This window comes from Paracoccus sp. S-4012 (genome assembly GCF_009674885.1).
Classification (GTDB): domain Bacteria; phylum Pseudomonadota; class Alphaproteobacteria; order Rhodobacterales; family Rhodobacteraceae; genus Paracoccus.
Genome location: NZ_WKKA01000001.1, coordinates 461,501 through 476,226, shown reverse-complemented (window position 1 = coordinate 476,226; position 14,726 = coordinate 461,501). Strand labels below are relative to the sequence as shown.

General features: G+C 71.7%; 13 protein-coding genes. 7 read left to right on the top strand and 6 right to left on the bottom strand.

All coding sequences use genetic code 11. The features are described from left to right. Positions 1–19: 19 nt before the first annotated feature. The 3 genes from GI374_RS02360 to zapE form a co-directional block, all read right to left on the bottom strand. Entirely contained in the window at positions 20–964 is a 945-nt protein-coding gene (locus GI374_RS02360; RefSeq protein WP_154335390.1) for a bifunctional allantoicase/(S)-ureidoglycine aminohydrolase, read from the bottom strand. After that, on the bottom strand, positions 961–2,373 hold the full coding sequence (puuE, locus tag GI374_RS02355; protein ID WP_154335389.1) for an allantoinase PuuE: 1,413 nt from the start codon (positions 2,371–2,373) through the stop codon (positions 961–963). The genes GI374_RS02360 and puuE overlap by 4 nt, the downstream gene beginning before the upstream one ends. Positions 2,374–2,635: 262 nt before the next feature. Then, positions 2,636–3,727: a cell division protein ZapE gene (gene zapE / locus GI374_RS02350; RefSeq protein ID WP_154335388.1), complete on the bottom strand. Its 1,092-nt coding sequence runs from the start codon at positions 3,725–3,727 to the stop codon at positions 2,636–2,638. 70 nt (positions 3,728–3,797) lie between these two features. Here zapE and GI374_RS02345 point away from each other — a divergent pair, with 70 nt between their 5' ends. The 6 genes from GI374_RS02345 (at position 3,798) to GI374_RS02320 (ending at position 11,087) form a co-directional block, all read left to right on the top strand. Beyond that, the gene (locus GI374_RS02345) at positions 3,798–5,207 is read left to right on the top strand and encodes a coniferyl aldehyde dehydrogenase (RefSeq protein ID WP_154335387.1); all 1,410 of its coding nucleotides are present in this window, start codon (positions 3,798–3,800) and stop codon (positions 5,205–5,207) included. Between the two features lie 73 nt (positions 5,208–5,280). Then, positions 5,281–6,795 (top strand): 2,3-bisphosphoglycerate-independent phosphoglycerate mutase, encoded by a 1,515-nt coding sequence (gene gpmI / locus GI374_RS02340; RefSeq protein ID WP_154335386.1) that lies wholly within the window; start codon positions 5,281–5,283, stop codon positions 6,793–6,795. Further along, positions 6,792–8,126, top strand: coding sequence for a murein hydrolase activator EnvC (locus tag GI374_RS02335; RefSeq protein WP_154335385.1), 1,335 nt, complete (start codon positions 6,792–6,794; stop codon positions 8,124–8,126). The genes gpmI and GI374_RS02335 overlap by 4 nt, the downstream gene beginning before the upstream one ends. After that, positions 8,123–9,667, top strand: a complete 1,545-nt coding sequence (locus tag GI374_RS02330) for a S41 family peptidase (protein ID WP_154335384.1) — start codon at positions 8,123–8,125, stop codon at positions 9,665–9,667. The genes GI374_RS02335 and GI374_RS02330 overlap by 4 nt, the downstream gene beginning before the upstream one ends. An 8-nt stretch (positions 9,668–9,675) precedes the next feature. After that, the gene (locus tag GI374_RS02325; protein ID WP_154335383.1) at positions 9,676–10,188 is read left to right on the top strand and encodes an RNA pyrophosphohydrolase; all 513 of its coding nucleotides are present in this window, start codon (positions 9,676–9,678) and stop codon (positions 10,186–10,188) included. Then, the gene (locus GI374_RS02320) at positions 10,188–11,087 is read left to right on the top strand and encodes a DMT family transporter (protein WP_154335382.1); all 900 of its coding nucleotides are present in this window, start codon (positions 10,188–10,190) and stop codon (positions 11,085–11,087) included. The genes GI374_RS02325 and GI374_RS02320 overlap by 1 nt, the downstream gene beginning before the upstream one ends. 3 nt (positions 11,088–11,090) lie before the next feature. Here the strand turns inward: GI374_RS02320 and GI374_RS02315 are convergent, their stop codons facing one another. Further along, the gene (locus tag GI374_RS02315; RefSeq protein ID WP_154335381.1) at positions 11,091–11,918 is read right to left on the bottom strand and encodes an LOG family protein; all 828 of its coding nucleotides are present in this window, start codon (positions 11,916–11,918) and stop codon (positions 11,091–11,093) included. 96 nt (positions 11,919–12,014) lie between these two features. Between GI374_RS02315 and dapD the strand changes: the two genes are divergently transcribed. Continuing rightward, a complete protein-coding gene (gene dapD / locus GI374_RS02310; protein WP_154335380.1) occupies positions 12,015–12,863 on the top strand; it encodes a 2,3,4,5-tetrahydropyridine-2,6-dicarboxylate N-succinyltransferase in 849 nt (282 codons plus the stop codon). Positions 12,864–12,931: 68 nt separating this feature from the next. Here dapD and mog read toward each other — a convergent pair whose 3' ends face one another. Then, the gene (gene mog, locus GI374_RS02305) at positions 12,932–13,474 is read right to left on the bottom strand and encodes a molybdopterin adenylyltransferase (protein ID WP_154335379.1); all 543 of its coding nucleotides are present in this window, start codon (positions 13,472–13,474) and stop codon (positions 12,932–12,934) included. Next, on the bottom strand, positions 13,471–14,706 hold the full coding sequence (locus GI374_RS02300) for an argininosuccinate synthase (RefSeq protein ID WP_154335378.1): 1,236 nt from the start codon (positions 14,704–14,706) through the stop codon (positions 13,471–13,473). The genes mog and GI374_RS02300 overlap by 4 nt, the downstream gene beginning before the upstream one ends. Positions 14,707–14,726 lie beyond the last annotated feature (20 nt).

Below are 14,726 nucleotides of genomic sequence, written 5' to 3'. Positions count from 1 at the left end.
GGGCGCGAAGCCCCCGGCCTTACCGCAGCGGCCAGAGCGGCGCGTGCCGGTTCACGTCCTTGTAGAGCAGATACCGGAACCGCCCCGGCCCGCCCGCATAGCAGGCCTGCGGGCAGAAGGCGCGCAGCCACATGAAGTCTCCCGGCCCGACCTCGACCCAGTCACGGTTCAGGCGATACACCGCCTTGCCTTCCAGCACATAGAGCCCGTGCTCCATCACATGCGTCTCGGCGAAGGGGATCGAGCCGCCCGGGCGGAAGGTCACGATGGTGACGTGCATGTCGTGGCGCATGTCGGCCGGGTCGACGAAGCGCGTGGTGGCCCAGGCGCCCTCGGTGTCGGGCATGGGCGAGGGCTCGACCTCGGCGTCGCTGGTCACGATCGGGTCGGGTGGCGCGATCCCGGCGGCGGGCTGCCAGCGCTTGCGGAACCAGTGGAAACCGGCGTTGCCGCGCGTGGCGTTGTGGACGGACCATGCCATCCCCGGCGGGATATAGGCAAAGCCGCCCTCGCGCAGGCGGTGGCGGGCGCCGCCGATGGTCACGTCCATCTCGCCGCCGGTGACGAAGAGGGCCGCCTGCACCTCGGGGTCGTCCTCGGGGGTGTCGCACCCGCCGCCCTCGGCCAGTTCGACGACATATTGCGAGAAGGTCTCCGCGAAGCCGGTCAGCGGGCGGGCCAGCATCCACATCCGCATCCCCTGCCAGCCGGGCAGGTAGGAGGTGACGATGTCGCGCATGACGGTGCGCGGGATGACGGCGTAGGCCTCGGTGAAGACCGCGGTGTCGGTGGTCAGGCCGGTCTGCGGCGGCAGGCCGCTGACCGGGCCGGCATAGGGCGGCGCGGCGCGCGGGGCGGGCGCACGCGGCAGCGCGGGCGCGGGGTCGCCGGTGGGCGCAGTGGCCGGGCCGCCGACCGCCTCGTCCGGGGTCTCGGGCAGCGGCTCGCGGGTGTCGTCGGTCATGCCCCATCCTCCATCGCCGCGGCGATCCTGAGCGCGGCAATCCGCTCCACCTGCCGCTCGGCCTCGGCCCGCTCGGCCGCAGTATCATGGGCGACCCGCCGCTCGAAGGCGGCGAGGATGCCCTGCTTGTCATGGTCGCGGACGGCGATGATGAAGGGAAAGCCGTGCTTTTCGACATAGGCCGCGTTCAGCGCCTCGAAGTGCGCGCGTTCGGCATCGGTCAGCGCGTCGAGGCCGGCCGAGGCCTGCTCGGCCGTGCTCTCGACCGTCAGCCGTCGTGCCGCCGCCAGCTTCCCGGCGAGGTCCGGATGGGCGCGCAGCACCGCCAGCCGCTCCGCGTCCGAGCCGCCGCGGAACGCTTGCGCCATGCCGGCGGCGAGGCCCGCGGGGCTGTCGTGGACCGGGCCGACTTCGCCGTCGAAGAAGCGCTCCGCCACCCAGGGCGAATGCTCGAAGACGCCGCCGAAGCGCGCCATGAAGCGGGCGCGGTCCATGCGCGAGATCCGCTCGCGCGCCACGAAAAGGTGGGTGCGGCGCCAGTGCTCCGCGATCTGGCCGCGGGTGGCGAGCCAGACGCCCTCATGGTCGCGCACATGGTCGAGGAACCGCCGCAGCCCCTCGGCCCGGCCTGGCCGACCGGCGAGGCGGCAATGCAGGCCCACTGACATCATCCTCGCCGCGCCATGGCCGCCCTCACGCCAGAGGCAGTCGAAGCTGTCGCGCAGATAGGCGAAGAAATCCTCCCCGGTGCTCATGCTGCCGGCCGCGAAGCGCATGTCGTTGGCATCGAGCGTGTAGGGGATCACCAGTTGCGGCCGCCCCTCATGCTCGATCCAGTAGGGCAGCTCGTCGGCGTAGCTGTCCGAGAGCCAGTCGAAGCCCCCCTCCTCGCAGCCGAGCGCCACCGTGTTCATCGAGGCGCGGCCCTGGTAGAAACCCCGCGGCCGCTCACCCGTGACGCGGGTGTGCAGCGCCACGGCCTCGGCCAGATGCGCGGCCTCGGTGTCGCGCGGGATGTCGCGGTAGTCGATCCATTTCAGCCCGTGCGTGGCAATCTCCCAGCCGGCGCGCTGCATGGCCGCGACCTGCTCGGGCGCGCGGGCAAGCGCCGTGGCGACCCCGAAGACCGTGACCGGCAGGCCCGAGAGCATCCGGTGGAGCCGCCAGAACCCGGCGCGGGCGCCGTAGTCGTAGATCGACTCCATGTTCCAGTGCCGCTGCCCCGGCCAGGGCTGCGCGCCCGCGATCTCGGACAGGAACGCCTCGGAGGCGGCGTCGCCATGCTCGACGCTGTTCTCGCCGCCTTCCTCGTAGTTGAGGACCAGGCTGACCGCTATGCGCGCGCCGCCCGGCCATTGCGGATCGGGCGTGACCTCCCCATAGCCCCGCATGTCCCGGCTGTAGCGCATTCTTGGCCTCCTCATAAGCGGGCGGAGGATGCCCACGCGGACGGGAGGGATGCAAGGGTCGCCCCTCTCTCCTGACCTTTCAGCTATGTGCCGCCCGTCCGCCAAAGCGGACGGGTCCGCGCCCGCCCGCCCCACAGGCGGGCGCGATCGCGCCCACCTTCGTGCGTGCGCGGACCCTCTGTTTCGCATCTTCGTCGGACCAAGCGGGATTGGGTCACTCGCCCCAATCCCTTGCGCGGCAGCCTCCGCTGCGCAGCAGCCGCTACCGCCCCCAATCCGCCGCCTGCATCTCCATGAGCCGGCTCGCCGTCCGCTCGAACTCGAACGCCCCCTCGCCCTCGACATAGAGGCTCGCAGGGCGGTCGGCGGCGGAGGCGATGAGCCGCACCTTCGCCTCGTAGAGCGCGTCGATCAGCGTCACGAACCGACGCGCCTCGTTGAAGTTCGCGGCCGAGAGGCGGGGTATGGCGTCGATCAGCAGCACGTCCACGGCCTCCGCCACGGCGAGGAAGTCCGCGGGGCCGAGGGGGCGGCCGCAGAGTTCCCAGAAGCTCGCCCGCGCCACCCGCTCGCAGACCGCGCCCAGCGACAGGCGGCGGCCGTGGACCTCCAGCTCCAGCGGCGGGGTCTCGGCGCAATCGGTGAGGTCCGCCCAGAGGCGGTCCATCGCCCGCTCGGCATCGGCGCCGAGCGGCGTGAACCAGACCTGCCCGCCATGCAGCCGGTCCTGCCGATGATCGCGGGGACTGGCGAGTTCCACCACCTCCATCCGCTCGCGGATGAGCGCGATGAAGGGCAGGAACAGCTCGCGGTTCAGGCCGTTCTTGTAGAGGTCCTCGGGCACCCGGTTCGAGGTCGTGACCACCGTCACCCCTTTCTCGAACAGGATCTGGAACAGCCGCCCGACGATCATCGCGTCGGCGATGTCGGTGATCTGCATCTCGTCGAAGCAGAGAAGCCGCGCCTCCGCGGCGACCCGCTCGGCCACCGGGCGCACCGCGTCCTGCGCGCCGGCGCGGCGGGCCTCGTTCAGACCGGCTTGGATCTCCTGCATGAAGGCGTGGAAATGGACCCGGCGCTTTTCGCGCAGCGGTGCCGCCTCCATCACGAGGTCCATCAGCATCGACTTGCCCCGCCCGACGCCGCCCCAGAGATAGAGGCCGCGCGCGCGCTCGGCGGCGGGCGCAGGCGTGCCGAAGAACCGCCCGAGCCAGCCGCCATTCGCGGCCGCCGGTGCTGCGGCGAGGCCCGCGGTCACGCGGTCGAGCGCGGGCAGCACGCCCCGCTGGGCCGGATCGCCCTCCAGCGCGCCCGCCCGCACCCGCGCCTCGTAGAGTTCGCTCACGCTCGTCATCGGGCGCAGGTCTCAAATCCGGCGCGCGGCCGCAAGGGGAACGCGGCGCGCGCCGCGCGGTTGTGGCCGCATGGACCCCGCCGAACTCCGCGCCCGCTTCAACGCCATCCACACCGCTGCCCGCGCGCTTCCCGTCGTCCCATGGGAGCAGCGCCGCGACCGCCTCACGCGCCTGCGCGCCCTCGTTCGCGACGGCCGCAAGGCCCTGGCGGAGGCGATCGCTGAGGATTTCGGCCGGCGGCCCGCGGCGGAGAGCGAACTGGCCGAGGTCTTCCCGGTCCTCGACGGCCTCGGCGACGCGCTTCGGCAGGGGCAACGCTGGATGCGGCCCCGTCGGACCTCGCTCGGCCGGTGGTTCTGGCCCGCCACGGGGCGGATCGAGCAGCGACCCTTGGGCGTCGTCGGCATCGTCGCGCCCTGGAACTATCCGCTGATGCTCTCGGTCGGGCCGCTGACATCGGCCTTCGTGGCCGGCAACCGGGCGATGCTGAAGCTTTCGGAACACGCGCCCGCCTTCGCGGAGACCTTCGCCGCGCTCGCCGAGGCGCGGTTCGACGCCGAAGAGCTTTCGGTCGTCCTCGGCGGCCCCGACACTGCCGAAGCCTTCACCCGCCTGCCCTTCGACCACCTGCTGTTCACCGGCTCGACCGAGGTCGGGCGCCGGGTCATGGCGGCGGCGGCGCCGAACCTGACGCCGGTGACGCTGGAACTCGGCGGCAAGTCGCCGGCGCTGATTGCCCTGGATGTGGCCGGCGCGCGGCTGAAGAACGCGGCAGGGCGGATCATGGCGGGGAAGCTGCTGAACGCGGGGCAGACTTGCATCGCGCCGGATCATGTCTTCGTGCCCGAGGACAGGGTGGAGGCCTTCCTCGACGCCGCGAGCGGCTGGACCCGCCGCCACTATCCGCGGCTGGCCGAGAGCCCCCACTACAGCCGCATCATCAACGACCGCCAGTTCGCGCGCCTGACAGGCTGGCTCGATGAGGCCGAGGCGTCCGGCGCGCGCCTCGTGCCGTTGACCGACGCGCAGCCCGATGCGGGCGAGCGGCTGCTGCCGCCGGTCGCCGTCCTCGATGCGCCCGCGGATACCTGCCTCATGCGCGAGGAGATCTTCGGCCCCATTCTGCCGATCCTGCCCTATCGCCGCCTGCAAGACGCGGTTTCCGAGATCGCCCCGCGTCCCCGCCCCCTCGCCTTCTACCCCTTCACCGACGACCCCGAGGCGCGCGCGCACATCCTCGGCCACGTCCTCGCCGGCGGCGTCACGCTCAACGACACGCTGCTGCACGCCGGACCCGCCGCCCTGCCCTTCGGCGGCGTCGGCGACAGCGGCATGGGCGCCTATCACGGCGAGGCGGGTTTCCGGCGCATGTCGCACATGATGCCGGTCTTCGCGCAGTCGCGGCGCAACGCGATGGGCATGATGGCGCCGCCCTACGGGGCGCGCTTCCGCTGGCTCATGCGGCTGATGACGCGCTAGAGCGCGCGCCTGCGGTTGCCGGGCACAACCGCGCGGCGTAGAACGCCCCCCGCGACCGGAGCGGAGAGACGTCATGCCGAAACCCGTGGTGCTCTGCATCCTCGACGGCTGGGGCATCGGCCCCGTGCCCGAGTGGAGCGCGCCGGCGCAGGCGAGCACCCCGCATTTCGACCGCCTCTGGGCGCATGACCCGCACGCGACGCTCGTGACCCATGGCCCGGACGTGGGCCTGCCGCGCGGGCAGATGGGCAACTCGGAAGTCGGGCACACCAACATCGGCGCGGGCCGGGTGGTGGCGATGGACCTCGGCCAGATCGACCTCGCGCTCGAGGAGGGCAGCTTCGGGCGCAACCCCTCGCTGACCGGCTTCGTCGAGAAGCTGAAGGCGACGGGCGGGCGGGCGCATCTGCTGGGGATCGCCTCGGACGGCGGCGTCCACGGCCACATCCGCCACCTGCAGGCCGCCGCAGCGCTGATCGCGGCCGAGGGCGTGCCGGTGGTGATCCACGCCATCACCGACGGCCGCGACGTGGCGCCCGACAGCGGCCTCGGGTTCCTGACCGAGCTTGCCGGGAACCTGCCTCAAGGGGCCTGCATCGGCACCGTGACCGGCCGCTACTGGGCGATGGACCGCGATCATCGGTGGGAGCGGGTGGCGCGCGCCGCCGCGGCGATCCTGCATGGCGAGGGGACGCCGGCCATCGACGCGCCGGAGGCAGTGGCCGCCTCGCACAGGAAGGGCGTCACCGACGAGTTCATCGAGCCGGCGGTGATCGCGGGCTATGACGGCGCGCGGGACGGCGACGGGCTCTTCTGCCTCAACTTCCGTGCCGACCGCGCGCGCGAGATCATGGCGGCGCTCGCGCAGCCCGGCTTCGACGCCTTCGACCCCGGCCGCCGTCCCGCCTGGGCCGCGGTCATCGGCATGGCCGACTACGCGGCCAACTATGACTTCATGGCAGCGATGTATCCCAAGCCGCAGCTGACGAACACGCTGGGCGACTGGGTGGCCTCGAAACACCTGCGCCAGTTCCGCATCGCCGAGACCGAGAAATACCCGCACGTCACCTTCTTCCTCAACGGCGGCCGCGAGGCGCCGGAGCCGGGCGAGGACCGAGTGATGCCCGCCTCGCCCAAGGTCGCGACCTACGACCTGCAGCCCGAGATGAGCGCGCCCGAGGTTACGGCCCGCCTCGTGGAGGCGATTGGCGGGAGCTACGACCTGATCGTGGTGAACTACGCCAACCCCGACATGGTCGGCCACACCGGCAGCCTGCCCGCCGCGATCCGCGCCTGCGAGGCGGTGGACCACGGCCTCGGCGCGATGGTCGCGGCGCTCGATGCGGTCGGTGGGGCGGCGGTGATCTGCGCCGATCACGGCAACTGCGACCAGATGTGGGACCCGGTGACGAACGGCCCGCACACCGCGCATACGCTGAACCCGGTGCCGGTGATCGTCCATGGCGGCCCGCCGGGCGCGCGGCTGCGCGACGGGCGGCTCGCGGACATCGCGCCCACGGTTCTCGACCTGATGGGCCTCGACCAGCCGCCGGAGATGACCGGCCGCTCGCTGATCGAACGCGCATGAGGCGGCCGTTCCTCGCCGCGCTGACGGTGGCGGCACTCATCGCCGCCCCCGCGGGCTCGCAGGCCGTGTCCGAGGCTCCCGGCGCGCAGGTGCCCTCCGCGGCGGCGACGGCTGCGGCCGAGACCATGGCGGCCGCGGCGTCGATCCGCGAGGCGACCGCGCGGCTCGAGCAGGCGCTGAGCGCCGACGATCAGGTCGTGGCGCTGACCGGCCTCATCCGCGCCTACGAGGAGGCGCAGGCGGCGCTGCGCGATGGGCTGCGCCGCGCCTCGGCCCGCGAGTCCGAGATCCGCGCCGCCTTCAACGCGCGCCGCGACACGCTCGGCCGCGTCCTCGCCGTCATGGCGACGGTCGAGCGCGCGCCCGAGACGACGCTGCTGCTGCATCCCGCCGGGGCCGAGGCGACGGCGCGCTCGGGCCTCGTGATGGCCACCGTCGCGCCCGCCCTTCAGGCCGAAGCCGAGGCGATGCGGCGGGGCCTCGACGAGATCGCCGAGGTGCGCCGGGTGCAGGAGGCAGCGGCGGTCACGCTGGCCGAGGGGCTGGGCCGCGTGCAGGAGGCGCGGCGGCTGCTGGCCTCGGCCGTCACCGACCGCTCGACGATCCCGACGCGCTTCCTCGACGATCCGGCGGAGCTGCAGGCGCTGACCGCCTCGGCCGACAGCCTCGACGCCCTCGCCACCGGCGTGGCGTCGCTCGAGGCCGATGTCGGCCCGCCGCTCACCGATTTCGAGGGGGCCGAGGGGGGCCTGCCGATGCCGGTCATGGGCACCGTCCTGCGCGGCTACGGCGAGGCCGACCGCGCGGGCGTGCCCCGGCCCGGCATCGTCGTCGCCACCCGGCCCCGCGCCCTCGTCACCACGCCGTGGTCCGCGACGATCCGCTTCCGCGGGCCGCTGCTGGATTACGGCAACGTGATGATCCTCGAACCGTCGCGCGGCTATCTTCTGGTCTTCGCCGGGCTCGCGCAGGTGTTCGGCGAGACCGGCGACGTGCTGGCGGCGGGCGATCCGGTGGGCCTCATGGGCGGGGCCGAAGGCACCCCGCGCGAGTTCGGCGTGAACTTTGTCGTCGATGCCGCCCGCGGGACCGATGCGCCGGAGGCCGAGACGCTCTACATCGAGTTGCGGAAAGGCAAGGAAACGCTCGACCCCGCCGACTGGTTCGTGGCCAATGCCGTGGCGCCTCCGCTTGCGCCGGGCGCGGCCGAGGCCGAGCCGAGCGGCGACGCCGCCGAACCCGACCTCGCGGAGAGCGCGGCGGACGCGACGGGCAACGTGACACTGGCGCCGGCGACGGACGGGGCCGCAGAGGACGGGACAGACGGATGAAGACCTACCTTCTCGCCGGATTCGGCGGCGCGCTTGCCGGGCTGCTTCTCACCACGCAGCTTGCCGGTCCGCTGATCGCGCAGGAGGCGTCGAAGAACGCCTCGGTCTACGAACAGCTCGAGCTTTTCGGCAACGTGTTCGAGCGCGTGCGCCAGGACTATGTCGAGCAGGCCGACGACCGCGAACTGATCGAGGCGGCGATCAACGGCATGCTGACCTCGCTCGACCCGCATTCGTCGTTCCTGAGCAGCGACGATTATGCCGACATGCAGACCCAGACCCGCGGCAGCTTCGGCGGCCTCGGGATCGAGGTGTCGATGGAGGAGGGGCTGGTCAAGGTCATCGCGCCGATGGACGGCACCCCGGCGGCCGAGGCGGGCGTGCTGGCCGGCGACTTCATCACCCATGTGAACGGCGAGAGCCTGATGAGCCTCACGCTCGACGAGGCGGTGGACAAGATGCGCGGGCCGGTCGGCTCGGACATCACCATCACCATCCTGCGGCAGGGCGAGACCGAGCCCTTCGACCTCACCATGACCCGCGACACGATCCGGCTGACCGTGGTGCGGACCCGCACCGAGGGCGGCGCGATCGTGCTGCGCGTGACCACCTTCAACGACGAGACCCTCTCGACGCTGGAGACCGAGCTGGCGAAGGCGGTCGAGGAAGCGGGCGGCATCGACCGCATTACCGGCTTCGTGCTGGACCTGCGCAACAACCCCGGCGGGCTGCTCGATCAGGCGATCAGCGTCTCGGACGCCTTCCTCGACAAGGGCGAGATCGTCTCGACCCGCGGCCGCCACGAGGAGGATACCGAACGCTGGAACGCGGAGGCGGGCGATCTGGCGCAGGGCAAGCCGATGGTGGTCCTCATCAACGGGGGCTCGGCCTCGGCCTCCGAGATCGTGGCGGGGGCGTTGCAGGATCAGCGCCGCGCGATCGTGGTGGGGGAGCGCAGCTTCGGCAAGGGCTCGGTGCAGACGGTCATGCCCGTGACCGCCGACAGCGCCATCCGGCTGACGACGGCGCGCTACTACACGCCCTCCGGCCGCTCGATCCAGGCGCTCGGCATCAGCCCGGACATCGTGGTGGCGCAGCCGCGCGCGCAGCTTGGCCCGCAGACCGCCGAGACCGAGGAGGAGGACGCGAACACGCCGCGCTCGGCGTCGAGCTTCAACCGCTCGGAGGCCGACCTGCGCGGGGCGCTGAACAACGACAGCATCACGGACGACCAGAAGCGCCAGATCGAGGCCGAGATGGAAGCCGCCGAGGCCTCGGCGGCGCTGCGCGAGGAGGACTACCAGCTCGCCTATGCCGTGGACATCCTCAAGGGCCTCTCGGCGGTCGCCTATGACGCCGATCAGGTGCCCGCGGCGGCGAAGCCCGCGGTGACCGGCGAGGGCAGCGGCACCGGAGGCGCGCCGGTGTCGGAGCTTGCGCCGGAGGCGGGCGGGACGGATGCCGCGCCGGTCGAGGCGGCGCCGGCCGCACCCGCGGCGGAGGGCGAGGACGCGCCCGAGCCGCGGCCCGCGACCGAGTGAGCCGGGGCATGGGCGCCCAGAGCGACGCCGAGAACGCCCGCGGCGCCCTCGGCCTGCCCTACCGGCCCTGCGCCGGGGTGGTGCTGGTCAACCGCCAGGGCCTCGTCTTCGCCGGCCGCCGCATCGACAACCCGACCGACGCCTGGCAGATGCCCCAGGGCGGCATCGACGCGGGCGAGACCCCGCGCGAGGCCGCCCTTCGCGAGTTGGGCGAGGAGACCGGCGTCGCCCCGGCCCATGTCGAGATCGAGGGCGAGGCGGACTGGGTCCTCTACGACCTGCCGCCCGAGTTGCTCGGCCGCATCTGGAAGGGCCAGTTCTGCGGCCAGCGGCAGAAGTGGTTCCTGATGCGCTTCCTCGGCGAGGACCGCGACATCGACATCGCGACCGAGCATGCCGAGTTCGACCGCTGGCGATGGATGGCCCCCGAAGCGCTGATAGAGAAGATCGTGCCCTTCAAGCGCGAGGTCTACCGGACGGTATTCGACGCCTTCGCAGGCCACCTGCACCCGCAACGCTGATGCATCCCGCCTCCGCCCCGGCTCGCGCCGAACAGGGGCGGGTGCCGTTCTACCTCACCGTGACCGGCACGCTGCTCGCCGCGTCGATCCTGCTCGCCCGCGTCGGCGCCGACCGCGGCGCGCCGATGCTGTGGCTGCTCGTGGCGGCGATGGCAGGCGCAGGGCTGGCGGAACTGGCGATTGCCCGCGCGAGCGGCCAGCTGGGGCCGCTCACGCGCCGGGTGCTGGCCTATTCCGCCGGGTCGGGTCTGCTGATGGCGCTGCCGGCGGCGGTGGCGTGGAGCTCGGTCGCCCATGCGGGCGCGGGCTATGTCGCCTTCATGCACGCGCTGCCGATCCTGCTGACCTGGGTGCTGGCGCGGCTGATCGGGCTCGAGGGCCGCTCGCCCCGCAGGCTGCTGGCGGTGCTGCTGGGCCTCGGCGGCGGGGTGGTGCTGACGGCGGGGCAGCTCGCCGCCGGGACGGGCAGCGTCGGCTGGACGCTGGCGGCAACGGCGATCCCGTTCTTCCTTGCGCTCGGCAACGTCTACCGCACGCGTTACTGGCCGCCGGGCGCGGCACCGATCTTCCTCGCCGGGATGATGCTGCTTGGCACGGCGGTTTGCGCCCTGCCGCTGGCCCTCGTGGTGGAAGGCTCTGCCGCTGTGCGCGGCCTCGCCGCTCCCGGCGTCTGGCCCGTGGCTCTCGCCCTCGTCGCCGTGCTGACGGCGCAATACATCACCTATTTCCGCCTCCAGCAGGCCGGCGGCCCGGTCATGCTGTCGCTGATCGGCCCCGTTGCTGGCATCGCGGGTCCGCTCGGGGCGGTCCTGCTGCTGGGCGAGCGGCTGACGCCGGTGTTCCCGCTCGCCGCCGCCCTGACCTTCGCCGGGGTCTGGCTGATGCTCGCCCGCCGCTGAGGCTCAGCAGGGGTCCTCGGGCGCCGCGTCGAGGATCGCGATGGCCTCCTCCGCGGTCTCGACATAGGTGAAGAGGTCGAGGTCCTCGCGCGAGATCGTGCCTGCCTCGGCGAGCGCCTCCCAATTCACGATCCGCTCCCAGAACTCGCGCCCGAACAGCAGGAACGGCACCCGCCGCATGCGCCCGGTCTGGATCAGGGTCAGCGACTCGAACAGCTCGTCGAGCGTGCCGAAGCCGCCCGGAAAGACCGTGATCGCCCGCGCCCGCATCAGGAAATGCATCTTGCGGATGGCGAAATAGTGGAAGTTGAAGCTGAGGTCGGGGGTGACATAAAGGTTCGGCGCCTGCTCGTGCGGCAGCACGATGCCAAGACCGATGGAGTGCCCCCCGGCCTCTTGCGCGCCCTTGTTGCCGGCCTCCATGACGCCGGGGCCGCCGCCGGTGCAGATCACCCATTCATGGCCGTAATGGGCCATGCTGCGCTCGGTCACGAGATAGGCGAAGCGCTCGGCTTCGGCGTAGAAGTGGGTCAGGTCGCGCAGCGTGGGCGTCGCGGCGAGGTCGGCGGCCTCGGGGGGCGGGATGCGGGAGCCGCCGAACATGACGACGGTCGAGCGGATGCCGCGCTCGTCCATCACGATCTCGGGCTTCAGGAGTTCCAGCTGCAGGCGCACGGGCCGGAGATCCTCGCGCAGCATGAAATCAGTGTCGAGGAACGCCAGGCGATAGGACGGCGCGCGGGTCTGCGGCGTCGAGGGATCGCGCTCCGCGACCGCCGCATCCTCCGGGCTGCGGCGGAAGACGTTCTGGTGGCGCTCCTCATCGGTCATCGGCGGTCCTTCCGGTTGTCAGGGCCCGCATTGCGCGCCCGGCCGCCGCCATATAGGCCAAGCCGAGTTTACGCCACCCCGCCGGAGGACTGCCCGATGACCGCCATTCCCACCCCCGACGACCTGCAGCGCCTCGAGACCGCGATCGAAGCCGCCTGGGACGCGCGCGAGGCGATCACGCCCGAGACCGGCGGCGGCACCCGCGAGGCGATCGAGGAGACGCTCGAGGCGCTCGACCGCGGGCTGCTGCGGGTGGCCGAGCGGGACGCGGACGGCAGCTGGCGGGTGCATCAATGGGCCAAGAAGGCGGTGCTGCTGGGCTTCCGCTTGCGCGACATGGAGCCGATGCCCGGCGCGCCGCAGGACAGCAGCTGGTGGGACAAGGTGGACACCAAGTTCAAGGGCTGGGGACCTGAGGAATGGCGCGCGGCGGGCTTCCGCGCGGTGCCCGGCAGCATCGTCCGCCGTTCGGCCTTCATCGGCAAGGGCGTGGTGCTGATGCCTTCCTTCGTGAACCTCGGCGCTTACGTCGGCGAGGGCACGATGGTCGACACCTGGGCCACGGTCGGCAGCTGCGCCCAGATCGGCGCGCGGGTGCACCTGTCGGGCGGCGTCGGCATCGGCGGCGTGCTGGAGCCGATGCAGGCGGGTCCGACGATCATCGAGGACGACTGCTTCATCGGCGCCCGCTCGGAGGTGGTCGAGGGGGTGATCGTGCGCGAGGGATCGGTCCTCGGAATGGGGGTGTTCCTGGGGCAGTCCACGAAGATCCTCGACCGCGAGACGGGCGCGGTGAGCTATGGCGAGGTGCCGGCGGGCTCGGTCGTGGTCGCCGGGTCGATGCCGTCGAAGGGCGGTGTGCATCTCTACTGCGCGGTGATCGTGAAGCGCGTGGACGCGAAGACGCGGAGCAAGACGAGCATCAACGAGCTGCTGCGGGATTGAGCGGGCGGCGGTGCGTGCAGAGCACGCACCCTACGTCCGTGTAGGGTACGTGGTTTCCACGCGCCGGCTCACCCCTTCGGCCGGAACGCCTTGATGATGCTCTCGTCCGTCTCGATCCGCGCCGCCCCCATGAGGTCGAGGCAATAGGGCACCGCAGCGAACACGGCACGCAGGCAGGTGTCGATTGCCGCGGGCTTGCCGGGCAGCATGATGATGAGGCTCTTCTGCCGGATCGCCGCCGTCTGGCGCGACAGGATCGCGGTCGGCACCTCGGCGAGGCTCGCCCGGCGCATCTCCTCGCCGAAGCCCTCAAGCTCCTTCTCCATCACGTCGGCCACCGCCTCCGGCGTCTGGTCGCGCGGCGCCGGGCCGGTGCCGCCGGTGATGAGGATCAGGTCGGCGCCATCGTCGTCGCAGAGCTGGCGGAGCGTGTCGGCCACGCCCGCCCGGCCGTCGGGGATGACGTGCCGCGCAACCTCGATCGGCGATGTGATCACACGGCGCACCCAGTCCTCGATCGCGGGGCCGGAGCGGTCCTCGTAATCCCCCCGCGCGGCCCGGTCCGAGACCGTGACCACCGCGATCCGCGCCGTGGTCCGCTGCCCGCTCATCCGCGCCCCCGCGCGTTCCGCGCCGCGATCAACTTCAGGCGCAGCGCGTTGAGGCGGATGAACCCCGCCGCGTCCTTCTGGTCATAGGCGCCGGCGTCCTCCTCGAAGGTCACATGCGCCTCGGAATAGAGGCTCTGCTCCGACCAGCGGCCCACGCACTGCACCGATCCCTTGTAGAGCTTCAGCCGCACGGTGCCCGAGACATGCTCCTGCGACTTGTCGATCAGCGCCTGCAGCATCTCACGCTCGGGCGAGAACCAGAAGCCGTTGTAGATCAGCTCCGCATAGCGCGGCATGAGACTGTCCTTGAGATGCCCCGAGCCGCTGTCGAGCGTGATCTGCTCGATCCCCCGATGCGCCTCCAGGAGGATGGTGCCGCCCGGCGTCTCGTAGATGCCGCGCGACTTCATGCCGACGAAGCGGTTTTCCACGAAGTCGAGCCGCCCGACGCCATGCCGCCCGCCGATCTCGTTCAGCCGAGTCAGCAGCGTCGCGGGCGAGAGCACCTCGCCGTCGATCGACACCGCGTCGCCGCGCTCGAAGCCGATCTCGATGAACTCCGGTGCGTCCGGCGCGTCCTCGGGGTTTACGGTGCGCTGATACACATACTCCGGCGCCGCCTCCGCCGGGTTCTCGAGCGCCTTCCCCTCGCTGGACGTATGCAGCAGGTTCGCATCGACGCTGAACGGCGCCTCGCCGCGCTTGTCCTTGGCGATCGGGATCTGGTTTCTCTCTGCGAACTCGATCAGCTTCGTGCGGCTGGTCAGGTCCCAGAGCCGCCACGGCGCAATCACCTTGATCGCCGGGTCGAGCGCATATGCGGAAAGCTCGAAGCGCACCTGATCGTTGCCCTTGCCGGTCGCCCCATGCGCCACCGCATCGGCGCCGTGCTGATGCGCCAGCTCTACCAGCCGCTTCGCGATCAGCGGCCGCGCGATCGAGGTGCCGAGCAGATACTGCCCCTCGTAGACCGCATTGGCGCGGAACATCGGGAAGACGAAGTCGCGGACGAACTCCTCGCGCAGATCCTCGATATGGATGTTTTCCGGGGCGATGCCCAGCAGCTCGGCCTTGGCCCGCGCCGGTTCCAGCTCCTCGCCCTGGCCGAGATCGGCGGTGAAGGTGACGACCTCGCAGCCGTATTCGGTCTGCAGCCACTTGAGGATGATCGAGGTGTCGAGCCCCCCCGAATAGGCGAGCACGACCTTCTTCGGCGCGTCATCCTGCGGCATCTGCTGGCGTCCCTCATGAG